Below are 24819 nucleotides of genomic sequence, written 5' to 3'. Positions count from 1 at the left end.
CCGCACGACCGCCGCCGGCCGGCGCGCTCTCAGCCGCTCAGTCGGCCAGGGCACGGAGGAAGCGCTCGGCGATCGGTACCGCGGTGCCGCTGCCCGAGCCGCCCTTCTCGACGAAGACGGCGAACGCGACGTCGTCCTGCCAGCCGACGAACCAGGCGTGGGTGTTCTCCGGGTTGTCGTCGTACTCGGCGGTGCCGGTCTTGCCGTGCACCGGCTCACCCGGCACGTCCCGCAGGGCGGTGCCGGAGCCGCTGGTGACCACCTCGCGCATCATGTCCTGGACGGCCGTGACCGCCTCGGGCTTCAACTGTGGCCCTGGCTCGGCGGCCCGTTCCGGCGCGGGTTCCACGAGCAGCTGCGGTGGCAGGAACCTGCCCCGGGCCACCGCCGCGGTCGCCGCCGCCATGGCCAGCGGGCTGACCACAGTGGTGCCCTGGCCGATCGCCGCGGCGGCCTGTTCGGTGGCGCCGCCGTTCGCCGAGACCTTGCCGGTGAACGCGTCGAGGCCCAGGTCGCCCCACTCGCCTTCCAGACCCAGGGTGCGTCCGGCGGCGGCCAGACCGTCCGCGCCCAGTTGGGGGGCGAGCGCGGCGAAGGCGGTGTTGCACGACTTGGCGAAGTCGGTGCGGAACGGCACCTCGCCGAGGGCGAAGTCGTCGGAGTTCTTGAAGGAACGCCCGTCCACGACGAACCGCTTCGGGCAGGCGACGGTGGTGTCGGGGGTGACCGCGCCTCGCTCGATCAGCCCGAACGCGCTGACCATCTTGAAGGTCGAGCCGGGTGGTACCTGCGCGGTGAAGGCCAGGTTCTCCCCGGCCGCACCGGGACCGTTGGCCGCGGCGAGCACGGCACCGTCGGTGATCCGTACGGCCACCAGGGCGGCCCGCCGGCGTTCCGCGCGCAGCGCCCGGTCCGCGGCGTTCTGGGTGGCCACGTCGAGGGTGGTACGAACCGGCTGGCCGGGGCGGGGTTCGCTGCGGAACACCTCGGTGCCGGTCGACTCGACGGTGCCGTCCGGCCCGGCCCGGTTCACGACGACGGTCAGACCCGGTACGCCGCGCAACCGTTCGTCCCAGCGGCCCTGCAGCCCACCGTGACCGACGAGGTCCCCGGGGGAGTAGCGGTCGGGATGGTTGGCGAGGTCCTCGGCGTACGCGGGGTCGACGGTGCCGAGCACCGCCCTGGCGAACTCGCGGGTGGGTGCGAGGTCCAGCTTGTCGGTCGGGAACTTCGTCCCGGGCAGGGGGTGGATCCGGGACTTGATCTGTCGGTACGCCTCGTCGCGCAGGGTGACCACCTCGACGAACGCGTCCGGTTTCGCCTCCTTCAGCCGCTTCGGCAGATCCGACAGGTCGACCGGCGGGGTGATCACCGGCCGGATGGCGCGGAACGCGGCGTCCAACTCGCGGACCGTGGCCTTGACGTCGGTCACCTCGCTGGGCCGCAAGCCCACCCGGACCACGTCGCGGGGCGCCACGATCGGCTCGCCGGCACCGTCGAGCACGGTGGCCCTGCTCGCCCGGTCCCGCCGCAGCCCCAGCCGGTCGCCACGGGTGAGCTGTTCCTGGACGATCTGCGGCTCCCAGATGACCTGCCACTGGTCGTCGCGGCCCTGGGTCAGGCGCACCGGCCGGTCGTACGCCCAGGTCGTCCCGCCCGGTAGCGTCCACTCCGCCCGGATGCTGGCGGTGGCGGTGTTCCGGACCACCTCGGGATCACCCTGGCGGGTCAGCGCGAGCGGCGCGTCGACGAGTTCGCCGGAAAGCTCCCGGATCTCCTGGACGACCGTGCCGGCGGGGATCTTCGCGCCGGTCGGGTCGACGAAGCCGACCGCGTTCAGGTCGCCCTTGCGCCAACCGTCGAGGAAGGCGTCGACGGTGCGCTGCGGGCCGTCCTCACCGGAACAGGCGACCAGGCTGGCCGCTGCCACCAGGCAGGTGGCGGCGATGGTCAGTGACGACCGACTGCGGCGGTGTCGGCGCGGAACGTACATCTGGTGCTTCCTCCTGGTCGGCTGCTCCGCACGCTAGTACGCCGAAGCACCGGCCACTGTCCCGGTCGGGCCTGGTCAGGTGAAAAGACGGTCTCGTGACGGTGTGATGAACAACATCAGGCGGGGTACTCCGAACCCGGTCGAACCTCGTACCGCAACGGGTGAAAGGACGGCGTCGGAGATCCGGACGTCCGGCCGGTGGTCCGCCGACGGAGGAACCGATCGGTCGGCCTAGGCTTGGCGGCAGAGTGACCCACAGCGTTGTGGGTCGAGGGGAGTGGCACCGATGGACCGGCGTCCGGCGATCAAACCGGAACCCGACCTCCGGCAGGTTGACACCGGCCGGGACGACAGTTTCGACACGGCGACCGACGGGGACGGTTTCGGTCGGCTAGACACAGGTGCGACCGGAATGACCGGTTCGAGCATCGACACCCTCTACGATCTGGGACTGCCGCCGGAGGCGCTCGCCGACGACGCGGAGGACGCCGAGTTCGACGAGCCGGTGCCCAACGCCGAGCGACTCGTGGCCCAGGCCGTGTCGCTTGCCGGCGACGACCACGACGCGGCGACCCTGGTGGGCAGGTTCTGGCGGTTCGCGCCGGACGAGGAACTGATCGGGTTCACCGCCGAGGAGATGCTCGACGCCGCCCGGGCGCACCGGGAGCTCGCCCGGCAGCGGGTGCCGGGCGAGTTGAAGCTGCGGATCCACTCGCCCGACGCGGAGCAGCACCACAGCGTCATCGAGATCGTCACCGACGACATGCCGTTCCTGGTCGATTCGGTGACCGCCCTGCTCAACACCCATCATCTGGACGTCCACCTGCTCGTGCACCCGCTGGTCGTGGTGCGTCGGGAGCCGTTGGGGCGGCTGGTCGAGGTCGCCGCCGACGTGGAACCGGACGACGCGATCTCCGGTGACCTGGTCGAGAGCTGGATGCGGATCGAGATCGACCCGGTCCGTGACCCGGAGGAGCGGGACAAGCTGCGCCGGGAGTTGCAGCGGGTGCTGACCGACGTGCGGGAGGCCGTCGAGGACTGGCCGAAGATGCGCCAGCGCGCCCTCGCCCTGGCCGACGAGTTGGCCGCCGCGCGGACCAGTGACAACCGGCCACCGGTGCCGGAGAAGGACATCACCGACTCGGTCGAGCTGCTGCGCTGGCTCGCGCACGACCACTTCACCTTCCTCGGCTACCGGGAGTACCGGCTGGTGCCGAACTCGGCCGAGGACGGGCCGGCGTTGGAGGCGGTGCTCGGCACCGGGCTGGGCATCCTGCGGCAGGACTCGCCGGAGGCGCGGGCGCTGTCCTCGATGACGCCGGAGGCGCACGAGAAGGTCACCGAGAAGCGTCTGCTGATCATCACCAAGGCGAACTCGCGGGCCACCGTGCACCGCTCGGCGTACCTCGACTACATCGGCTTCAAGATCTTCGACGAGAGCGGCGAGGTGGTGGGCGAACGTCGCTTCCTGGGCCTGTTCTCCACCGCCGCGTACCGGACCAGCGTCCAGGAGTTGCCGGTGGTCCGGCGCAAGGTCGCCGAGGTGCTGGACCGGTCGGGCCTGAGCCTGCGCAGCCACTCCGGCAAGGATCTGATGCAGATCCTGGAGACGTACCCGCGCGACGAGCTGTTCCAGATCAAGACCGACGACCTGTACCACGCGGTCATCGGGGTGCTGCGGATGGCCGGTCGTCGGCAGTTGCGGGTCTTCCTGCGCCGGGACGCGTACGGGCGGTTCATCTCCTGCCTCATCTATCTGCCCCGGGACCGGTTCACCACCCAGAACCGGCTGCGGATGCAGGACATCCTGCTGCGTGAGCTGAACGGTGTCGGGGTGGACTACACCACCCGGGTGACCGAGTCGATGCTGGCCCGGGTGCACTTCATCGTGCGTACCGATCCGACGAGCCCGCCCGGCGACATCGACGCCGACCTGCTGGCCGAGGAGTTGGCCGACGCCACCCGGTTGTGGGACGACGACTACCGGCTGGTGCTGGAACGCAAGCTCGGCGACGAGCAGGCCAAGCACCTGTTCGGCCGGTACGCCGACGCGTTCCCGGAGGGCTACAAGGACGGGCACACGCCGTACGAGGCGATGAAGGACCTGGCCAAGCTGGAGCTGCTGGAGGAGCCCGGCCAGCTGGAGATGCACCTGTTCCGCAAGCAGCTGGCGCCGCGTGCCGGTGGCCGGGGTCCGGACGTCGACGAGTCGATGGACGTGCGGTTCAAGGTGTACCGCTACGGCGAGCCGATGATGCTCTCGGCGGTGCTGCCGGTGCTGCACTCGCTCGGCGTGAAGGTGGTCGACGAGCACCCGTACGAGGTGGAGCGGGTCGACGGCCGGATCTGGCTGTACGACTTCGGGCTACGACTGCCCGAGGGGCACCAGGAACTGGCCGAGGTGCGTCCGCACGTGGAGAACGCCTTCGCGGCGGCGTGGCGCGGCGAGGCCGAGGTGGACCGCTTCAACGAGCTGGTGCTGCTCGCCGGGCTGACCTGGCGCCAGGTGGTGGTGCTGCGGGCGTACGCGAAGTACCTGCGGCAGACCGGCACGGTCTTCTCACAGGACTACATGGAGTCGACCTTCATCGCGTACCCGCACCTGGCCACGCTGCTGGTGCAGTTGTTCGAGGCGCGGTTCGAGCCGGGCCCGGTCGCCGCCGAGCAGCGCCAGCGACGTGGTGCCGAGCTGGTGGCCGAGATCCGTACCGCGCTCGACGACGTGGCCAGCCTCGACCAGGACCGGATCCTGCGCTCGTACCTCTCGTTGATCCAGGCCACCCTGCGGACCAGCTTCTACCAGCGGCCGGTGGGTGGGCGACCGAAGCCGTACGTGGCGTTCAAGCTCGATCCGCAGGCGATACCCGAGCTGCCCGCGCCCCGACCGAAGTTCGAGATCTTCGTGTACTCGCCCCGGTTCGAGGGCGTGCACCTGCGGTTCGGGCCGGTGGCCCGGGGCGGCCTGCGCTGGTCCGACCGGCGGGAGGACTTCCGTACCGAGGTGCTCGGCCTGGTCAAGGCACAGATGGTGAAGAACGCCGTCATCGTGCCGGTGGGTGCCAAGGGCGGCTTCGTGCTGAAGCAGAAGCCGGGTGACCGGGACGAGGCGGTGACCTGCTACCAGGAGTTCGTCTCGGCGCTGCTGGACGTCACCGACAACATCGTGGCCGGTGAGATCGTGCCGCCCGACGACGTGGTCCGCCACGACGGCGACGACCCGTACATGGTGGTGGCGGCGGACAAGGGCACCGCGACCTTCTCCGACACCGCCAACGAGATCTCGACGGCACACAACTTCTGGCTGGGCGACGCCTTCGCCTCCGGCGGCTCGGCCGGCTACGACCACAAGAAGATGGGCATCACCGCCCGCGGCGCGTGGGAGTCGGTCAAGCGGCACTTCCGGGAGATGGGGCACGACACCCAGAGCCAGGACTTCACCGTGGTCGGAGTCGGCGACATGTCCGGTGACGTGTTCGGCAACGGCATGCTGCTGTCGGAGCACATCCGGCTGGTGGCCGCCTTCGACCACCGGCACATCTTCCTGGACCCGGACCCGGACCCGGCCACCTCGTACGCGGAACGGAAGCGGCTGTTCGAGCTGTCCCGGTCCACCTGGGAGGACTACAACGCCGAGCTGATCTCGGCCGGTGGTGGGATCTATCCGCGTACGGCGAAGTCGGTGCCGATCTCACCACAGGTCCGTGCCGTGCTCGGGCTCGACGACGACGTCGACCAGTTGAGCCCGCAGGAGCTGATGAAGGCCATCCTCACCGCGCCTGTCGACCTGTTCTGGAACGGCGGCATCGGCACCTACGTCAAGGCGTCCAGCGAGACCAACGCCCAGGTCGGCGACAAGTCCAACGACGCGATCCGGGTGGATGGTCGCAGCCTGCGCTGCCGGGTGGTCGGTGAGGGTGGCAACCTCGGCTTCACCCAGCACGGCCGGATCGAGTACGCCCAGGCGGGCGGCCGGATGTACACCGACTTCATCGACAACGCGGCCGGGGTGGACTGCTCCGACCACGAGGTGAACATCAAGATCCTGCTGAACACCGCGGTCGCCGACGGCGAGCTGACCATTCCCGAGCGGGACGAGCTGCTCGCCCGGATGACCGACGAGGTCGCGGAGCTGGTGCTGCGGGACAACTACGACCAGGCCCGGGCGATCAACAACTCCCAGGCGCAGGCCACCTCGCTGCTTCCGGTGCACCGCCGGATGATCACGGAGCTGGAGCGCGCCGGGGTGCTGGACCGGTCGTTGGAGGCACTGCCGCCGGACGAGGAGCTGGCGGTACGCACCGAGTCCGGGCTGACCGCGCCGGAGTTCGCCGTGCTGTTGGCGTACGTGAAGATCGCCCTGGAGAAGGAGATCCTCACCGACGCGCTGCCCGACGAGGAGTGGACCGGTGAGGTGCTGGTCAACTACTTCCCGACGCCGATGCGGCAGGGGTTCGCCGACCGGATGGAGCGGCACCGGTTGCGTCGCGACATCGTGACCACGGTGCTGGTCAACGAGGCGATCAACCGGGGTGGGATCTCCTTCGTCTTCCGGGTGGTGGAGGAGACCGCCGCCACGGCGGCGGACGTGATCCGGGCGTACGTGGTGGTCCGTGAGGTCTTCGGACTGCGCGAGCTGTGGGACGAGGTCGAGGCGCTGGACAACCGGATCGATCCGGAGTTGCAGACGAACGTCTATCTGGACACCCGACGTCTGCTCGACCGGGCGGTCCGGTGGCTGGTGACCAACCGCCGCTCGCCGATCGACGTGCCGGCGGAGATCGCCCGACTGCGGGACGGGATCGCCCGGCTGCTGCCCCGGATGGAGACGCTCTTCTACGGCAGCGAGCGTGAGTCGATCGCGGCCCACATCGACTCCATGACCGAGCGTGGGGTGCCGCGTGAGCTGGCCGAGCGCAGTACCCGGCTGATGTACAGCTTCGGCCTGCTGGACGTGGTGGAGACCGCCACCGGCACCGGGCGGGACGTCGGCGAGGTCGCCTCGGTCTACTTCGTGCTCTCCGACCGGTTCCGGGTGGACTCGCTGCTGTCGAAGATCTCCCTGCTGCCGCGCGAGGACCGGTGGCAGACGCTCGCGCGGATGGCGCTGCGGTACGACCTGTACGCCGCGCTCGCCGCGCTCACCGCGGAGGTGCTGGACTCCACGCCGGGCGACCTGTCGCCGCAGGAGCGGGTACAGCAGTGGGAGCAGTCGAACGCCACCTCGATCCACCGCGCCGAACGGGCGATGGGCGAGTTCGACGAGTCCCGCGCGGACCTGGCGGCTCTGTCGGTCCTGCTGCGCCAGATCCGTACCCTGGTCCGCACCTCCGCCGCCACCTGACCCACCCCGCCACCGCGATCATGCAGTTGTGGCGCCCCGAACGTGTGGAGACACGGCTTATGTTCGGTGCCACAACTGCATGATCGGCGTGGCGTGGCGTGGCGGGGGGCGGGTCAGGGTCAGGGTCAGGGGATCAGTGAGGCGAAGACGATCACGTTTTCGGGATAGTCGCCGGTCGCCTCGTCGAACTGGCCGCCGCAAGTGATCACCCGCAGGCCCGGCCGGTCGCTGGGGCCGTACACCTGCTCGGTGGGGAAGGCGTCCTTCGGGTACGAGGCCACCGAGTCCACCCGGAAGGTGGCCGTCCGGCCATCGGCGCGTTCCACGCTTAGGGTGTCGCCGGGTTGCAGGGCCCCGAGGGAGAAGAAGACGGCGGGACCGATCGCGGCCGAGTCGACGTGTCCGACGATGACCGAGTTGCCCGGCTCGCCCGGGCTAGGGCCGGGCTCGTACCACCCGGCGAGCAGCGCCTGGTCGAGCGGGGGCACCTGGACGGTGCCGTCGGGGTTGGTGCCGAGCGCCATGATGCCGGCGCGGACTCCGATGCGGGGGATGTCGATCCTGGTGGGCGCGGCCCGGGGGAGTCCGGTGGGTACCCGCCGCGCGTCGAGGTCGGCTTCGGCGAACGGGCCGTGGGGGGACCGGTCGCTCGTACCGGCCACGGGCTGTGGTGGGCGCGCGGCGTCGGTGGTCTTCAGCGACGCGCCGATGAGTCCGGAACCCATCATGGCGAGCAGGACGACGACGGCGGCGCCGACGGCACGCCACGGTCTACCGTGGCGGCCGCCGGCCCGTCTCGTCGTCGCGTCAGGCCGCGAACTCATCGACCCGACGACGGCGCATCAGCACGAGGCCACCGAGGGCGGCCGCGCCGACCAGGCTCGCGCCGGCGGTGGCCAGGCCACGGTCGGCACCGGTGGCGATGCCACCGTCGCCGCCGTCGACCCCACCGTGCGGCAGGACGACCAACTCGCCCGTGCCACAGGAGCCCTCCAACTCGTACGTGCCGGGCTTGGCGTCCCGGGCGACGTGAGCCTCGCCGTAGTAGACGAAGTCCTTCTTGTGCTCCCAGCCGCGCTCCTCGGCCTCCTCGGCCTCGTCGGCGGCCCAGTCGCGCTTGCCGGACCATTCGCTCTCGCCCGACTCGCCGGACCGGTCGTCCTTGCCGGACCATTCGCTCTCGCCCGACTCGCCGGACCGGTCGTCCTTGCCGGACCATTCGCTCTCGGCGGAGTCCGAGCCGTTCTCGTGCCGGCCGGACCAGCCGCCGGTGGACTCCTCGGCGGCCGCGTCGCTCTCCTCGGCCTGGCCCTTCCAGTCCTTCTTGCCGTGGTCCTTCGCGTCGCCGCCCTCGGCGTCCTGGCCGTGCTCCTCGCCCTTCCAGTCGTCGCGGGCGTCAGCCGCGCCACCGCCCCAACCGCTGCCGGACTCGGCTTCGGCAGGCTGCGAACGTTCGTGGCCGGACCAGCCCTCGCTGTCCGCGCCTTCGGCGGCGCCGTTCTCCTCGCGCCAGTCCTTGTGGTCGCCACGCGAGTCGCCGCCCCGAGCCGGTTCGAGCTTGACCTTCCCGGTGACCTTGGACCAGACGAAGGGGTGCTCCTGCTCCTCGGGGCAGATCTGCACCAGCTTGACCTCGTCGCCAGCCTTGACAGCGTGCGGCTTGGCGTAGACCTTGCCCTCGTCCGTCTGTGCTTGGCCGTCGGCGTACGCGGCCCCTGGCGCGAACACCAGCAGGGAGGCGCTGCCGAGGGCAGCACCCGCAACGACCTTCCCCAGCATCTTCTTAGCCATGACCTGTGTCACTCCATCCCTGTTGTCCTGCGGCCGGCAAAAACCGAGCCAGAACCGACGTTAGACCGTTTCATGACTTATGCAGGGAAAAATTCGTGTTCTGGCATTCGTTCGGTCTGTTGCCTTCTGTCAGGCTGCCTGCGCGGGGCGTGCCGGCCTGTCCGGCCCCTGGTGGGATGGGCGGAGCAGGGCTTGCCAGAGCGGGCTGCACGCGTTGTAGTGGTGTTGCAGCATTTGCCCGGTAGCGTTTCGAAAATATCGAACCATTGCCATGGAAGCGCTCCCATGCAAGAATCGCAGGACGCGGTGAGCAGAGCCACACCGCGTAGGCAGGTGTCGAGGGCATCCGGTTCGCCGGACGACCACCTAGCCGCCGACCGGCGACGCCGGTCGTCGCACCACCACCAACGCCCGTCCGGGTCGGGCGCTCCCGAAGAATCCCGTTGGCACCGGCGGCCGTCCGCGCAGGACGTCCCTCGGGCCACGTGCCGGGCCGTACGCGGATCCGGTCTCGCCCAAGGAGATCAGTGGCATGAATGTGTGGAGAAGGCTGTCCGGTCGACGCCGGGCCGTCGCGCTGGCCGGCGCGAGCGCGCTGGTCGCGGGCGGTTTGGTGACGCTACCGGTGACCGCGGCGCACGCGGCGACGCAGTGCGACGTGACGTACACGACCAACGACTGGCAGGGTGGGTTCACCGCCAACATCACCATCAGGAACGTCGGCGACGCGATCAGTAGTTGGACGCTCGGCTTCACGTTCCCCGACGCCAACCAGCGTCTCGTGCAGGGCTGGTCGGCGCGGTGGAGCCAGTCGGGCCGGAACGTGACCGCGCAGAGCGAGTCCTGGAACGGCAACCTGGCCACCGGCGCCAGCACGAGCATCGGCTTCAACGGCTCGTGGAGCGGCAGCAACCCCAAGCCCACCTCGTTCGCAGTCAACGGGGTGACCTGTAACGGCGGCACGCCGCCGACCACCACGCCGCCGACGACGACGCCGCCCACCACGACGCCGCCGACGACGACGCCGCCGACGACGCCGCCGCCCACCACGACGCCGCCGACGACGCCGCCCGGCACCAAGGTGGACAACCCGTACGTAGGCGCCCGGGGGTATGTGAACCCGGAGTGGAAGGCCAAGGCCGAGTCGGTAAGCGGTGGCAACCGCATCTCGAACACGCCGACCGGCGTGTGGCTGGACCGGATCGCGGCGATCGAGGGTACCGACAACAGCCAGTCCAACGGCCCGATGGGGCTGCGTGACCACCTGGACGAGGCGCTGCGGCAGAACGCGCAGTACATCCAGGTCGTCATCTACAACCTGCCTGGCCGGGACTGCGCCGCACTCGCCTCCAACGGCGAACTGAAGGCCGACGAGCTGCCGAAGTACAAGGCGCAGTACATCGACCCGATCGCGGCGATCCAGGCGGACCCGAAGTACCGCAACCTGCGGATCATCAACATCATCGAGATCGATTCACTGCCGAACCTGGTGACCAACACCTCGGGCAACCCCGGTGGCACCGCGATGTGCGACACGGTCAAGGCCAACGGCGCGTACGTCAACGGTGTCGGCTACGCCCTGGCCAAGCTGGGCGCGATTTCGAACGTCTACAACTACATCGACGCCGGGCACCACGGCTGGCTCGGTTGGGACAGCAACTTCACCCCGACCGCCCAGATCCTGCGGCAGGCGGCCGGCGCCTCCGGTGCCACCGTCAACCACGTGCACGGCTTCATCACCAACACCGCGAACTACTCGGCGCTGCGAGAGCCGTACGCGAAGGTCACCGACTCGGTGAACGGGCAGTCCGTGCGGCAGTCGAAGTGGATCGACTGGAACCAGTACAACGACGAGCTGAGCTTCGCCCAGGCGTTCCGTCAGGAACTGGTCCGGCAGGGCTTCCCCAACAGCATCGGCATGCTTATCGACACCTCCCGTAACGGCTGGGGTGGCCCCAACCGGCCCACCGCTGCCGGCCCGACGACCAACGTGAACACCTACGTGGACGGTGGCCGGATCGACCGTCGCATCCACAAGGGCAACTGGTGCAACCAGTCCGGTGCGGGTCTGGGCGAGCGGCCGAAGGCCGCGCCGGAGTCGGGTATCGACGCCTACGTCTGGATCAAGCCCCCGGGTGAGTCGGACGGCTCCAGCCGCGAGATCCCGAACAACGACGGCAAGGGCTTCGACCGGATGTGCGACCCGACCTACACCGGTAACGCGCGCAACGGCAACAGCATGAGCGGTGCCCTGCCGGACGCACCGATCTCGGGTGCCTGGTTCCCGGCGCAGCTTTCCGAGCTGATGCGCAACGCCTACCCGCCGCTGTCCTGACGGGCACAGGCATACCCGCCGCCGACAGTAGGTGAGGCGCTGCGGCGGCAGGTCACCCGGGCCCCTGGTCCGACCGCACCGGTCGGACCAGGGGCCCCTCGCGCCGCCTGCGCCACGGTTGCCGTCACCCGCCCGGCGGCGGTGCAACGCCGCAACCGGCTACCGCTGTCCGGGTGGGGGCGCACCGGGGCGCGGGCGGATCAGGGAACCGTCTTCTCGATCGCCGCGCGTCCGGTCTCGGCCAGTTCGCGTCGGGCCCGCTCGATGTTCTCGGCGGTGAGGTCCTGCCCTCGGGCCATCACCAGATCCTCCGGCTCCCAGGGCTGCTCGGCGCCGGTACGGATGTTGTCCCCGCCCGCGCCGGTACCGGTTCCCGTCGCGCCGGTGCCGGCGGCGTACGGGTCGGCGATGATGTCGTCGGTCGGCCCGCCTTCGGGCCGGTCGTCCGGTTCGGCGAACGCCGGATTGTCCCGGTCGGGTCCACCTCCGGTCATCAGCTGCGGCACGGTGCTGTCGTCGTCGACCGCCGCAGCCGCCTCGGGGCGCTCCTCCAGCGGTCGTTGCCGATCACGATCCGTCATCGTTGCTGCCCTCCTGTCCGCGGCGATCTCCGGCCCCTGTTGGGCGTACCCGCCTCACCGGTGGCCATGCCTGGCGGTGGTACGCCGAGGGCGGGTGCCCCGGATCGGAGACACCCGCCCTCGGGCGGTACGGCTGCGCGGAGTCAGCGGCCGAGCACCCGGTCGAGGAAGTCCCGGTACTCGCGCACGGCCACCCGCAACTGCTCGGTGTCGGACGAGCCGGCCTCCTGCCAGCCGCCGAGCTTGTCGCGGTGCGCGGCAAGGGCGGCGGACAGCGCCTCCATGGCCTCCTCCACCAGCGACTGCGCCTCGCCCGCCGCCGCCCGGGGATCGTCCACGAAGCGCAGCTGGACGTCGCGCCAGCGGTCCCGGAAGCCCTGCGCCGTCGCGTCGTCGAACAGGGTCGCCGCGCCGGCCGGGACCGCCGCCCCGGAACCGGACGGGCCCTCGCCCGAGGTCTCGGTGTCGGGGTCGACCATCGCGGGGGCGGCACTCCCGTAGCCGGGACCACCCGCCGCCGCCGTGCCGTCAGCGTCCGTCACCGCCGTCGGTCGGTTGTCGCTGTCGGCCGCGTCCACGTCGTCGTCGGTGAGCCGGTCGTCCGTCGGGTCGTCGCCGATGGCCGAAGCCCGGTCGTCGGCGACATCGGCTGCGGAATCGTCGACCGGGTCGGTCCGGTCGACCTCGTCGGCCGTACCGCCGAACTCCGCCGTCGGGTCCGCCCGGCGTCCCTCACGCTCCCCGTCGACGGCGCCGTCACCAGGTCGGGCGGTGTCCTCGTCACGCGGGTCGCGCTCGTCCTCGGGCCGCGGGCTGGCTAGCGCGGACGCGGCGACCGCGCCACCGACCGTGGTCGCGCCGAAGGTGGTCGGCACCGGACCGGGCTCGTGGAACTCGGTGCGCTCGCCATCGGAGCCGGGACGGCCGTCCCAGGGGCGGCCGCGGTCGGCCTCCGACCGGTCCCGATCCGTCGGCTCGTCGACGGTGTCGACCTCGTCGCCCGGCTCCCGGTCGTCCTCGGTGGTCGGCACCGCCACCGGGGCGGAGCGTACGGCCTCCGGGTGGTCGTTGTTGAGCTGCTGCTCTTCCTGCCGCATGGTGATCTCCTCAGCGGTTGGTGGCGTCGTGGGCGGCATCGGGGTGGCGTTGGTCCGGCGTCCCGGCAGCGACCGGCGGCTCGTCGCCGAGCAGGTCGCTGAAGAGAGCGCGGTAGTGGACGACGGCCTGGCGGAGATCCTCGGTGCTGGCCTCGCCCCGGGAGTTGCGCAGATGGATCTCGTGCGCGTCGCGGTAGTGACCCAGCGTGCGCGCGTGTTCGACGGAGAGATGGGCGATCTGGTCGTCGAACTCACCGGTGGGGTATCCGCGTTCGGCGATGAGTCGACTGACCAGTTCGTCGGCCTGCCCGACGGTCTCGGCAGGGGAGTCGACGAAACGTACCTGAAGCTCCTCCCACGCCTCGGTGTACCGGGCCTGGGACTCGGGCGTGAGCGGGACCAGTTCGAGTTCGGCGTGCCGGCGTTCCCGGTCCCGCAACTCGCGCTCGGCGGCGCTGCGGCTGTCCTGCTCGGCGACGACGTGGTCGTACTCGGGGCCGAAACGCTGCCGGAGCGCCCGGCGGCGGCCGGCCACGACGACGGCGGCGGCGATGGCGGCGACCACCAGGATGACGATGACGATGACGATTATCTGCGTGGGCGACATGGCTCCTCCTTCGCCTGCAGGTATTCCCGCCACGCACTGATCGCCAATCCCGTTTCGGAGCACTTTCCTGGCCCGACCTGGCGGCCGGCGGGGCGGAAACCGACAGGCGGTTCGTCGCCGGGACGTTCGGCAACGTACCGGTCGTCTCGACGGACGGTAGTGCGACCGGCGCGGATTACGTATCCTGCCCAAGGCGCCCGAGCCGGCGTCCCGGCGGGACAACCGGGGTGCGCCCCGGCGACGGCGCTGCCCGGCTGTGCCGGAGCCCTTCCAGCCACCCTTCCGGGCGAGGTCCGATTGAACACCCGCGACTGGCCGATCCGCTCGAAACTGACCGCGTTGGTCGTCGTGCCGGTGACCGCGCTGCTGGCACTGTGGATCTTCGCGACCACGCTCACTTTCGGGCCGGCGCTCGACCTGCTCGCCGCCCGTACTCTCCTGTACGACCTCGGCCGGCCGGGTGAGACCGTGGTGGCCGAGCTGCAACGGGAACGACGGCTCTCCGTGGTCCATCTCGCCTCGCCGCGCACCGAGTGTGGACAGCCGCCGGCCAACTGCGTGCTACCGGCCCTGGTGGAACAACGGGCCCGCACCGACGCGGCAATCGCCGAGTTGCGTCGGCGGGTCAGTGGGGAGCAGTTGCGGGACGCCGCCGGAGAGCTGCTCGAAGCTCGGCTCGATCGCTTCATCGGCGAGCTGGACGCGCTGCCGGCCGGGCGCGGCTTCATCGATCGTCGGGATCTCGACCGCGCCGGTGCGGTCGGCCTCTACAGCGGAATGATCACCTCCGCCTTCCAGACCTTCACCGCCCTGGCCAACCTTCCGGACCACGACCTCAACCGTGAGGCGTTGGCGCTGACCAGCCTCGGTCGCTCGCGGGAACTGCTGGGCCAGACCGACGCGCTGCTGGCCGGTGTGTTGACGGCCGGCCGGTTCGCCGAGGGTGAGCACACCCTGCTCGTGCAGGGCATCGGTAATCAGCGGTTCCTGGCCGAGGCCGCGGTGGCCGACCTGCCCGAGGCGGACCGGACCGCGTACCAGCGGCTGACCGAGCAGGAGGCGTTCGGCCGGCTCCGGGAGATGCAGGACGACGTCGTCGCCGCGGATCCGTCGGCCCGGCTCAGGCTCGACCCGCAGGTGTGGCAGACGAGCTACGACACGGTGCAGCAGTCGCTGCGGGACTTCGAACTGACCCAGGCGGACGGCCTGGCCGACCGGTCGGTGCCGATGGCGGTACGGACCCTGGTGCGGCTGGCCGCGGCGGGACTGCTCGGCCTGATCGCCGTCGTGCTCTCGCTGGTGGTGGCGGTCCGGGTCGGCCGCTCTCTCGCCCAACGGCTGACCCTGGTACGCGGCACGCTCGCCGACGCCGAGCGGCGCCTGCCGGAGGTGGTGGACCGGCTGCGCAAGGGTGAGCAGGTCGACCTGGCTCGGGAGGCATCGGTGGCCGACCGGGGCGCCGACGAGATCGGCCAGGTCGCGCAGGCGTTCACCGAGGTGCACAAGGTCGCCATCCGTTCGGCCATGGTCGAGGTGAGCCTGCGGCGTGGTCTCAACGACGTCTTCCTGAACATCGCGCGCCGCAGTCAGGGGCTGGTGCACCGGCAGATCGCGCTGCTTGACCGGCTCGAACGCGACGCGGAGGACCCCGACCACCTGGCCGAACTGTTCCGCGTCGACCACCTCGCCACCCGACTGCGTCGACACGCGGAGGATCTGGTCATCCTCGCCGGTGCCGCACCGGGTCGAGGCTGGCGCAACCCGGTCGCCATGGTGGACCTCATCCGAGGGGCGATCTCCGAGGTCGAGTCGTACGACCGGGTCGACATCACCACGGTGCAGCCCGCCGGCACGGTCGGCCGGGTGGTGGGGGACATCATCCACCTGCTCGCCGAGTTGATCGAGAACGCCACCGCGTTCTCCCCACCCGACTCCCGGGTCGAGATCTCCGGTGAACACGTGGCGCACGGCTATGCCCTCTCCGTCACCGACGAGGGTCTCGGCATGAGCGAGGCGGCCATCGACGAGGCGAACCGGAAGCTGGCCCGGTCGCCGGAGTTCGATCCCAGCGAGACCGTCCGGCTCGGTCTGTTCGTGGTGGCGCGACTGGCCGCCCGGCATGACGTCCGGGTCCGCTTGCGACGGTCGAAGGGAACCGGCCTCACCGCCGTGGTGCTCATCCCGACCGAACTGATCACGGAGGAACCGTCGCCGTTGCCCGGCCCGGAGGCGCTGGCGGGCGACGACAAGGGCGCCACGCCGGAGCAGCGCAGACTGGCCCGGGCGACCCGACTGACCACGGTGCCCCGGCCCCGAAGCCGCACCGTCCCGCGCGACGCGGCCGCATCCGCCGGTGGCCCGGCCGGAGGCGGCCCGGTCGGCGACACGACGGCCCGGACCCAGGTCGGCAGCTCGACGGTCGGGCCGGCGGAGGCCGATGGCCTGCCCCGGCGGATCCGCAGCCGCGGCACCGCCGCCGCATCGCCCAGCGCCGAGCCGGCGCCGTCGAGCACCGATTCCGGCAACGGCGCCCCGTCCAGCGCCGAGGTGGCTCCCGTCGTCCGGGCCGGACCGGAACCTCAACCCGCATCGGCGCGGCCGTCGGGCACCGATTCACCCGGAAGCGGTGCCGACGCGCCGGCCGGACCGGTCTCCGGGCACCGGGACGTGCCCGGTGCCGACCCCGCGCTGGACGCGCCCACCGTGCAACTGCCGGCGATGACCGCCCGGCCCGCACGGACGGCCGCGATCGACGGCCCGACCGTCCGACAACCGGTGGTCGCGTCCGGACCCTGTCCCGGCCGCAGCGTGATCCGGCGCCGCGCAGCCCGGAGGAGGCACGTCGGGTCATGTCGGCGTTGCAGGCGGGCACCGCGCGGGTCGGCTGGCCGCCGCCCGAACCCCGAACCCTGACCCGGGCGGACCGGTCCCCGGCAGCGGGACCGACCAGACCGAGCCGTCGCCGCCGCAGCCGAACCACCGGTCCGGTGCGGCTGCGGCTGACCCGACCGACCGGGCCGGCTCCGCCGTGCCGGCTCCCGAGCCGGCCGGAACGGGCCCGGTGGGTCAAGACAGCAGCACCGCGCCGCCCGGCGCCCTGCCGGCCACCGAATCGGCGCCGGCGAATTCCCCGACCGTGACTGAGAGGGACGCCTGATGCAGTCGACGAGGCAGAACGCAGATCTCGACTGGTTGCTGGACGATCTGCTGGAGCGGGTGCCGACCGCGCGGCAGGCCGTGGTGCTGTCGGCCGACGGACTCCTGCTGGGCTCCTCCGCGGGCCTGGGCACCGCCGATGCCGAGCACCTCTGTGCGCTGGCGTCCGGCCTGTCCAGCCTGGCCCGGGGCGCGAGCCGGCACCTCACCGGTGGACCGGTGCGGCAGACCGTCGTGGAGATGGAGTCCGCGTACCTCTTCGTCACCGCGGCGGGCCAGGGCGCGTGCCTGGCGGTCGCCAGCGACGCCGACGCGGACATCGGTCTGGTGGCGTACGAGATGGCGATGCTGGTGACCCGGGTGGGCGAGAACCTGGGGGCGCCGGCCCGGGCGGCTGCGGGTACCGCCGATGCGGACTGAGCTACCCGGGCACCGGCATGAGTGGCTCGATGAAGATGCCGGGCCGGTGGTGCGGCCGTACACGCTGACCGGCGGGCGGGCCCGCCCCAGCACCGACGGGCTCGATCTGGTCGCGTACGTGTTGGCGAAGCCGGATCCGGACCTCGCGGCCTACCCGGAGCTGCATCCTGAGCACCGGCTGCTGGTGGAACTGGCCGGCCGCGGTACCCCGGTCGTGGAGCTCGCCGCGGACCTCGACCTGGCGATCGGCGTGGTCCGGGTGCTGCTCGGTGATCTGTTGTCCCGCGGACTGGTCGCCGTGCACCAGCCACCGCGCGCCACGTACCTACCCGACAACGACATCCTCAAGGCGGTGGTCGATGGACTCCGTGCGTTATGACGGCGAGCGACGGGGCAACCGGGTTCCCATCGCGCTGAAGATCCTCATCGCCGGCGGCTTCGGTGCCGGCAAGACGACGCTGGTGAGCGCGTTGAGCGAGGTCCGGCCGTTGCAGACCGAGGAGATCCTGACGGACGCCGGCATCGACACCGACGATCTCTCCGGAGTGGAGACCAAGACGACCACCACGGTGGCGATGGACTTCGGACGGATCACCATCAACGACGACCTCCAGCTCTACCTCTTCGGTACCCCGGGACAGGACCGGTTCTGGTTCCTCTGGGACGAACTGGCCTTCGGGGCGCTCGGCGCGGTGGTGCTCGCCGACACCCGACGGCTGGCCGACTGTTTCCCCTCGATCGACTACTTCGAGCAGCGGGGCATCCCGTTCGTGGTGGGGGTGAACTGCTTCGACGACGCCCGGCGGTTCAGCCTGGAGGCCGTGCGCCGGGCCCTGGATCTGGACCCGGACGTGCCGATGGTGCTCTGCGACGCCCGCGATCGGCAGTCCGGCAAGACCGTGCTGATCTCCCTGGTCGAACACGTCGCGCGGCACCGGGGCGAGCCGGTACCGACAGCCTGAGCCGACCGGCGCACCCCGGGTCGCGGTGCAGAGGTCTAATCCGGGGGTGTCGGGGGAAGGCTGTTGAGGTGGATTCGACGGAAACGAGCGGAGGGCGGCAACCGGTGGCAGGTCGAGGCGAGATCGTTCACATCGGCGGGTACACCGCGCCCAGCGGTGGGCGCGGCACCGGCATCGTCGCCGCCCGGCGGGATCCGCGTACCGGCGAGCTGACGTCGCTGGGCACCGTCGCGGTCACCGACTCGCCCTCCTTCCTCGCCCGCCACCCGACGCGACCCGTGCTGTACGCGGTGAACGAACTGCCCGACGGCCGGATCAGCGCATGGCTGGCCGGGACCGACGGTGAGCTGTCCCCGATCGGCTCGTGGCCCACCGGCGGAGCGGAGCCGTGTCACCTGGCGGTCGCGCCCGACGGTGGTCACCTGTTCGTGGCCAACTACGGCGGCGGCAGCGTGACGGTCTTCCCGCTCGACGCCGACGGGGTGCCGGGCGAGCGCACCGATGTGGTGGCGCATCAGGGACACGGGGCCGACCCCGAACGCCAGGAGCGGGCGCACGCCCACATGGTCTCGCCGGGCACGGGTGCGTCGCCGTTGCTGGCGGTCGATCTGGGCACCGACTCGATCTACCGGTACGACCTGGACAGCGCCACCGGACGACTGGTGCCACGCGCGCCCCGGGTGCGAACCGCGCCCGGGGTTGGCCCCCGGCACCTGGCCCGGCACCCCGACGGGCGGCGTTGCTACGTCTCGGGGGAGCTGGACGGCTCGGTGCTGGCCTACGAGCTGACCGACGGGGCGCTGCACCAACGTGGCCGGGTCGACGCCAGCGACCGGGGCGGGCATGTCCAGCCGTCCGAGATCGGAATCGGTCCGGACGGCCGCTTCCTCTACGTCGCGAACCGGGGCGTCGGCACGGTGACGGTCTTCGCCCTCGGCGCGGACCTGCCGGAACTGGTGGCGGAGGTGGAGACCGGCGGCGAGTGGCCCCGTCACTTCGCCCTGATCGGCGAACACCTGTACGTCGCCGACGAACGGGCGGACATGGTGCGCACGTTCCGGGTCGAACCGGCCACCGGTGTGCCGGTGGCCATCGGCGAGCCGCTACCGATTGCGAGCCCTACTTGCGTTCTGCCCTGATCGTGTGGCTCGGACATAGATACATCCACATTACGCCGCTGACTCATCACTCAAAGTAACCGAATCGCGGTGAACTGTTTCTCCTCTGTAACTTTCGTCCGAACGGCCATGGCAGTACAACGGTCGGATACGCAAGATGGTCTGCGTGTCAGCAGGCCGCCATCGCATGCGTTCAAGTATTCACGGTGCCGCCGCCGCAGCAGCGGTCGGCGTACTCGTCGTCACCGCTGGCGGGTGGGTCGGCTATCGCCAACTCGCCGGCCAGGACTGCTCGGGCAAGATCGAGCTGTCCGTCGCGGTGGCCAGCGAGCTCGCCCCGGCGGTCGACCAGGCGGCCACCGAGTGGGAGGAGAAGGGGGCCGCAGTCGATGGAACGTGCATCGATGTGACGGTCGCCGCCTCCGACCCGGTCGAGGTGGCCGCGGTGGTGTCCGCCAAGCACGGCGCGATCCTGGCCGGGGTGGGCCAGGCCAGTGGCACTGCGGTGAGCCCGGACGTCTGGATTCCGGACTCCTCGACCTGGCTGCTGCGACTCAAGACCGGCGGCGCGGCGGCGTTCGAGCCCGGCAACGGCTCGTCCATCGCGAGCAGCCCGGTGGTGGTCGCCATGCCGGAGCCGATCGCCACCCGGTTGGGCTGGCCGCAGCAGGAGCTCGGCTGGACCGACCTGCTGACGCGCCTCAACAGTGATCGGCCGCTGAAGACCGGCATCGTGGAGCCGACCCGGGACGCCGCCGGACTGTCCGGCCTGTTGTCGATGATGACCGCCGCGGCGTCGACCGGTGGCGAGACCGCCGAGCAGGAGCGCGTCGGCGCGCTGCGGGCGTTGGCCGCGGGCGCCTCGGCGCTGCGCCAGGACCTGCTCGCCAAGTTCCCGACGGCCAGCGACGCCACCACCCTGGCCAGCGCCCTCGGTGCGGCGGCGCTGTCCGAGGAGGACGTCATCCAGTACAACGCCCGGAAGCCTCCGGTGCCGCTGGCGGCGCTCTACCTGAAGCCGGCGCCACTGCCGCTGGACTACCCGTACGCGGTGCTGCCCGGGATCGAGCCGGCCAAGGCGTCCGCCGCCGGGGTGCTTTTCGAGGCGCTGACCACGACGTCGTTCAAGGACAAGCTGGCCGCGCAGTCGCTGCGGGCGCCGGACGGCAACTGGGGCACCGGTTTCGACGCGCCGCAGGGCGCGCCGAGCCCGGCCGGTGGGGACGCTTCCGTCGCGCCTCCGGCCCAGGGCGGCGTCGCCGCCGGTGGGCTGGCGCCGGACGCGGTGGAGCGCGCGGTCTCCAGCTGGTCCATCGCCACCCTGTCCGGCCGGATGCTCTGCATCATCGACGTCTCCGGCTCGATGAAGAACGAGGTGCCGACCGCCAACGGGGCGACCCGACAGCAGGTCACCACGGAGGCGGCCCGGCGCGGGCTGAACCTGTTCGACGACTCCTGGTCGATCGGCCTGTGGGTCTTCTCGACGAACCTGGTGGGCTCGCGGGACTACCAGGAGTTGGTGCCGATCGCGCCGTTGTCGCGGCAGCGCAGCGAGTTGGAGCGGGGCCTGGACCGGGTCGACTCGTCCAGCGGCGACACCGGCCTGTACGACACGCTGCTGGCCGCGTACAAGGACGTCCAGGCGAACTGGGAACCAGGCAAGGTCAACTCGATCGTGCTGTTCACCGACGGCAAGAACGAGGACGCCGACGGCATCTCCCAGAAGGCCCTGCTCGCCGAGCTCAAGCGGATCAAGGATCCGGAACAGCCGATCCAGGTGATCATCATCGGTATCGGCACCGAGGTCAGCAAGTCGGAGCTGGACACCATCGCGAAGAGCGCCGGTGGCGGTGCGTTCGTCGCCACGGATCCCACCAAGATCGGTGACATCTTCCTCCGGGCGATCGCGCTGCGGAAGGCACCCGCCTGACCTGAGACACCCCGAAAAGGGGCCTGTGGTACCGATTCCGCCGGTACCACAGGCCCCTTTCTCGTTGTCCTACGCCTTGGAAACTGACGGCAATACGTCGGAAGCAATTGGTAGTCATGGTTGTCAAGGCAGGATGTCGTCGTGCATCGGCAGACCCGACCTTCCCGGCCGGGCCCGTGCCGTCGGCGAGCGAAGTGGGAGGGCCGGTGACCTCGGCGACGCTGTTGACCCCGGTCAGATCGTCATCGCGACCGCAGAATGCCCCGGCGCCGGGGCGACCGGTGCGCACCGACCAGCGGGCGTACGTCCGGACGCTCGTGGTGCTGGACACCGCCGTGCTGGCGGTGGCGGTGCTGGTCGGCTACGCCGTCCGGTTCGGTGAGGCCGCACCCCGCGGCCCGGTGCCGTACGTCCTGGTCGCCCCGGCGCTCGTGCTGGCCTGGCTGGTCTCGCTGAAGGCCCTGCGCTGCTACGACGACCGGGTGGTGGGTTACGGTGCGGACGAGTACCGGCGGGTGAGCATGGCGAGTCTGCGGCTGGCCGGCGCCACCGCGATCGCGGGCTACGTCGCCGACGTCGGGGTCTCCCGGGGCTTCCTGGCCATCACCTTCGCGGTGGGCACGATCGGTCTGGAGGTGGCCCGGTTCGCCGCCCGTAAGCGCCTGCACCGCGCGCGATCGCAGGGGTCGGGCTGGTCGCGGCGGGTGCTGGTGGTCGGTGACACCGCCCACGTGCTGGAGCTGGTGCACACCCTGCGCCGCGAGCCCTACGCCGGCTACCAGGTCGTCGGTGCCTGCATCCCGGACGCCCTGCTCGCCCCGGTCGCCCAGCGGCTCGGCGACGTGCCGGTGGTCGGCTCGTTCCGGGCCATCCCGGAGGCCGCCGCCGCGATCGGCGCGGACACGGTCGCCGTCACCGCCTGCGGGGAGCTGACCGCGACCCGGCTGCGTCGGCTCGGTTGGCAACTGGAGGGCACCGGCATCGACCTGGTGCTGGCTCCGGCGCTGACCGACGTGGCCGGCCCGCGCATCCACACCCGGCCCGTCGCCGGCCTGCCACTGATCCACGTGGAGGCCCCCGAGTTCCGTGGTGTCCGCAAGCTGGTCAAGGGGTTCGTCGACCGGTCGATGTCGCTTGTCGCCCTGGCCCTGCTGCTGCCCCTGCTGGTGGTCATCGCGTTGGCCGTGAAACTGGACAGCCGAGGCCCGGTGCTGTTCCGCCAGATTCGGGTCGGGCAGGGCGGCCAGGAGTTCGGCGTCTTCAAGTTCCGCACCATGGTGGTCAACGCGGACGTGCTGCTGGCGGAGTTGGCCGCCCGCAACGAGACCGACGGCCTGTTGTTCAAGATGCGGGACGACCCCCGGGTGACCCGGGTCGGTCGGCTGTTGCGCAAGTGGTCACTGGACGAGTTGCCGCAACTGGTGAACGTCCTGCTGGGGCAGATGAGCCTGGTCGGTCCCCGGCCGCCGCTGCCCTCCGAGGTCGCCCGTTACGACGGCGACGTCGCCCGTCGGCTACTGGTCAAGCCGGGGATGACCGGGCTCTGGCAGGTCAGCGGCCGCTCCGATCTGAGCTGGGAGGACGGCATCCGGCTCGACCTCTACTACGTGGAGAACTGGTCGCTCGCCGCCGACCTGACGATCCTGTGGAAGACCGTCGGCGCGGTGGTGAACAGCCGCGGCGCGTACTGACCCGGCGGGCAGGTCTCGCGGCTGCGGGCCGAGCCAGTCCAGGCAGACCACGACGGCGTCGTCGGTGAGATCACCGGCGACGAAGGCCCGTAGGTCGCCGAGCAGGGAGCGGACGGCGTCCAGCGCCGCCATCGGTGCGGTCCGGCGCAACATCCGGTCCAGCGCGGTCTGACCGTACTGCTCGGCGCTCCCGGCCGCCTCGATCACCCCGTCACTGATCATGAACAGTCGGTCGCCGCGCTGGAGCTGGACGAACTGCTCGCGGTAGTTGGTTCCCTCGAACATGCCGAGCGGGAACTGCTCCTCCAGCGGCTGGATGCTGACCTCGCCGTCCCGGAGCAGCACGAGCCGGGGCGAGCCGGCGTCGACGGCGGTGAGCCGCCCGGTGCGCAGATCCAGTTCGAGCAGCAGGGTCGCGAGGTACTGCTCACCCCGGTGCAGGTCGTAGATCGCCTGGTCGGCGAGGGCGGCCTGGTCGGCCAGGGGAATGCCGGCCCGGCGGGCGTTGCGCAGCGCACAGGTCGCGAGGGTGGTGAGCATGGACGCGGCGACCCCCTCACCCATCCCGTTGATGGTGGCCAGCCAGACCCGCTCCCCGTCGTCGGACCAGTCGAAGCTGTCGCCACGCACCGCGTACGCCGGCTCCAGCTGACCGGCGAGGCTGAAGGAGGGACGCAGCCGGCTACGCCCCGGCAGCAGTTCCCACTGCACCTCGGCGGCGAGGGTGAGTCGGCGACTGCGCCGGGCCACCCGGTACACGTCCGTGCCGGCGTCGACGGCGGCCAGCTCGTGGGCCAGCGCGGTGGCGACCTCCGCCAGCTCGGCAAGTCGGGCTTCGGTGACCGGCGTGACCCGGAGCACACCCCGCCGTTCGCCACGCATGCTCACCGGCAGGTACCCGATGCCGTCGGCGTGGGTCGGGCTCTGGTGGTCGAAGCAGCGCCAGGCCGGGTGCCCGGGCGTGGTCACCGCGTCCCCGCCGCCCAGCGGCAGCAGCGCCGCCAGCCGGTAGTCGACCTGGAGGAGATCGGTGTCGGTGATGCCGTACTCCCGCTCGAACAGCTCCCCGACGCGCGTCACGAGGAGGTCCACGGGCGCGGCGGTGATGGCCGCGCGGCCCTTGTCGACCGGCTCGCTCATGGTCCCTCCTTGATCACAAGCCCAACCACCGACGGAATCGGGGTACGCTCAGGCGCACCATGGCGGAACTGCATGGTCCACCGGGACCCGAGATGAGTATGGCTGCCGAGCTGGATGCCGCGGCAGGTGCCCTGCTGACGGTCTGGGACGGTGCGCGGGAACGGACGGCCAACCGCATCTCCACCGCCCAGCTTCGCGCCGTCATGCTCGTCGAACGGCATGACGGGATAAACCTGCGGCGCCTCGCCGCCGGTCTGGACATGCTGCTCTCGTCGGCCAGCCGACTGTGTGACCGGCTGGTCGCCGCTGGAATGCTGGAGCGGGAGCCGGGCCGCGCCGATCGGCGGGAGATCTCGCTGCATCTGACCGCCGAGGCCTGCCGGTTGCTGGCTGAGCTGCGCGACGACCGTCGTCAGCACCTGGCGGCGATCCTGGCCGACATGACTCCCGAAGCCCGGGAGGCGCTGCTACGCGGGCTCCGTGCCTTTGACGAGGCCGCCCGCGCTCGGGTCGTACGACCGGTGTCGCCGCTGGTGCCGCAGCCCGAGGAACCACGTGCGGAACAGCCGGAAGGCCGGGAGGCCGTCGAGGCGGCACCGCGTGGCTGGGCAGCGGGGGAGGCCTCCGTCTTCCGGACGGCCTGACCGGGCCGGCTAC

16 protein-coding genes and 1 pseudogene are annotated in these 24819 nt (G+C 71.1%); 10 read left to right on the top strand and 7 right to left on the bottom strand.

The window, feature by feature from the left end; genetic code table 11:
• Positions 1-37: 37 nt before the first annotated feature.
• Positions 38-1993 carry a penicillin-binding transpeptidase domain-containing protein gene (locus ENC19_RS13885; protein WP_164447609.1) on the bottom strand — a complete coding sequence of 652 codons (1956 nt, stop codon included), beginning with the start codon at positions 1991-1993 and terminating at the stop codon, positions 38-40.
• Between the two features lie 286 nt (positions 1994-2279).
• Between ENC19_RS13885 and ENC19_RS13880 the strand changes: the two genes are divergently transcribed.
• A complete protein-coding gene (locus ENC19_RS13880; RefSeq protein ID WP_164447608.1) occupies positions 2280-7334 on the top strand; it encodes an NAD-glutamate dehydrogenase in 5055 nt (1684 codons plus the stop codon).
• Between the two features lie 125 nt (positions 7335-7459).
• Here ENC19_RS13880 and ENC19_RS13875 read toward each other — a convergent pair whose 3' ends face one another.
• Together ENC19_RS13875 and ENC19_RS13870 are read right to left on the bottom strand one after the other, a co-directional pair.
• A complete protein-coding gene (locus ENC19_RS13875) occupies positions 7460-8158 on the bottom strand; it encodes a class F sortase (protein WP_164447607.1) in 699 nt (232 codons plus the stop codon).
• Positions 8142-9125: a hypothetical protein gene (locus tag ENC19_RS13870; protein ID WP_164447606.1), complete on the bottom strand. Its 984-nt coding sequence runs from the start codon at positions 9123-9125 to the stop codon at positions 8142-8144. The genes ENC19_RS13875 and ENC19_RS13870 overlap by 17 nt, the downstream gene beginning before the upstream one ends.
• A gap of 532 nt (positions 9126-9657) precedes the next feature.
• Here ENC19_RS13870 and ENC19_RS13865 point away from each other — a divergent pair.
• Complete coding sequence (locus tag ENC19_RS13865; protein WP_164447605.1) at positions 9658-11460, top strand: glycoside hydrolase family 6 protein; 1803 nt, start codon at positions 9658-9660, stop codon at positions 11458-11460.
• Between the two features lie 200 nt (positions 11461-11660).
• On the opposite strand, the gene ENC19_RS13860 is transcribed toward ENC19_RS13865, so the two are convergent.
• From ENC19_RS13860 to ENC19_RS13850, 3 genes are all read right to left on the bottom strand, one after another.
• A complete protein-coding gene (locus tag ENC19_RS13860) occupies positions 11661-12041 on the bottom strand; it encodes a hypothetical protein (protein ID WP_164447604.1) in 381 nt (126 codons plus the stop codon).
• Positions 12042-12184: 143 nt separating this feature from the next.
• Positions 12185-13138 carry a hypothetical protein gene (locus ENC19_RS13855; RefSeq protein ID WP_164447603.1) on the bottom strand — a complete coding sequence of 318 codons (954 nt, stop codon included), beginning with the start codon at positions 13136-13138 and terminating at the stop codon, positions 12185-12187.
• Between the two features lie 10 nt (positions 13139-13148).
• Positions 13149-13745, bottom strand: coding sequence for a hypothetical protein (locus ENC19_RS13850; RefSeq protein ID WP_164447602.1), 597 nt, complete (start codon positions 13743-13745; stop codon positions 13149-13151).
• Between the two features lie 297 nt (positions 13746-14042).
• Here ENC19_RS13850 and ENC19_RS13845 point away from each other — a divergent pair, with 297 nt between their 5' ends.
• The 7 genes from ENC19_RS13845 (at position 14043) to ENC19_RS13815 (ending at position 23022) form a co-directional block, all read left to right on the top strand.
• Complete coding sequence (locus ENC19_RS13845; protein WP_164447601.1) at positions 14043-16658, top strand: sensor histidine kinase; 2616 nt, start codon at positions 14043-14045, stop codon at positions 16656-16658.
• 243 nt (positions 16659-16901) lie between these two features.
• On the top strand, positions 16902-17321 hold the full coding sequence (locus ENC19_RS13840) for a roadblock/LC7 domain-containing protein (protein ID WP_208020898.1): 420 nt from the start codon (positions 16902-16904) through the stop codon (positions 17319-17321).
• Complete coding sequence (locus tag ENC19_RS13835) at positions 17311-17700, top strand: DUF742 domain-containing protein (RefSeq protein ID WP_164447600.1); 390 nt, start codon at positions 17311-17313, stop codon at positions 17698-17700. Before ENC19_RS13840 ends, ENC19_RS13835 begins: the two co-directional genes overlap by 11 nt.
• Positions 17681-18283 (top strand): GTP-binding protein, encoded by a 603-nt coding sequence (locus ENC19_RS13830; RefSeq protein ID WP_164447599.1) that lies wholly within the window; start codon positions 17681-17683, stop codon positions 18281-18283. The genes ENC19_RS13835 and ENC19_RS13830 overlap by 20 nt, the downstream gene beginning before the upstream one ends.
• 104 nt (positions 18284-18387) lie before the next feature.
• Complete coding sequence (locus ENC19_RS13825) at positions 18388-19422, top strand: lactonase family protein (RefSeq protein ID WP_164447598.1); 1035 nt, start codon at positions 18388-18390, stop codon at positions 19420-19422.
• Between the two features lie 145 nt (positions 19423-19567).
• Positions 19568-21331 carry a substrate-binding domain-containing protein gene (locus ENC19_RS13820; protein ID WP_164447597.1) on the top strand — a complete coding sequence of 588 codons (1764 nt, stop codon included), beginning with the start codon at positions 19568-19570 and terminating at the stop codon, positions 21329-21331.
• 206 nt (positions 21332-21537) lie between these two features.
• Positions 21538-23022 (top strand): sugar transferase, encoded by a 1485-nt coding sequence (locus tag ENC19_RS13815; RefSeq protein WP_164447596.1) that lies wholly within the window; start codon positions 21538-21540, stop codon positions 23020-23022.
• A gap of 45 nt (positions 23023-23067) precedes the next feature.
• Here ENC19_RS13815 and ENC19_RS30990 read toward each other — a convergent pair.
• Positions 23068-23904: pseudogene (locus ENC19_RS30990) on the bottom strand (PP2C family protein-serine/threonine phosphatase); the annotation flags it as partial.
• 350 nt (positions 23905-24254) lie between these two features.
• Here ENC19_RS30990 and ENC19_RS13805 point away from each other — a divergent pair.
• Positions 24255-24806, top strand: a complete 552-nt coding sequence (locus ENC19_RS13805) for a MarR family winged helix-turn-helix transcriptional regulator (RefSeq protein WP_235944782.1) — start codon at positions 24255-24257, stop codon at positions 24804-24806.
• The last annotated feature ends 13 nt before the right edge of the window (positions 24807-24819 follow it).

The organism is Verrucosispora sioxanthis, assembly GCF_010560025.1.
GTDB lineage: Bacteria > Actinomycetota > Actinomycetes > Mycobacteriales > Micromonosporaceae > Micromonospora > Micromonospora palythoicola.
Note: the sequence above shows the minus strand (reverse complement) of the source record. Positions and strands in the feature narration are given on the sequence as shown.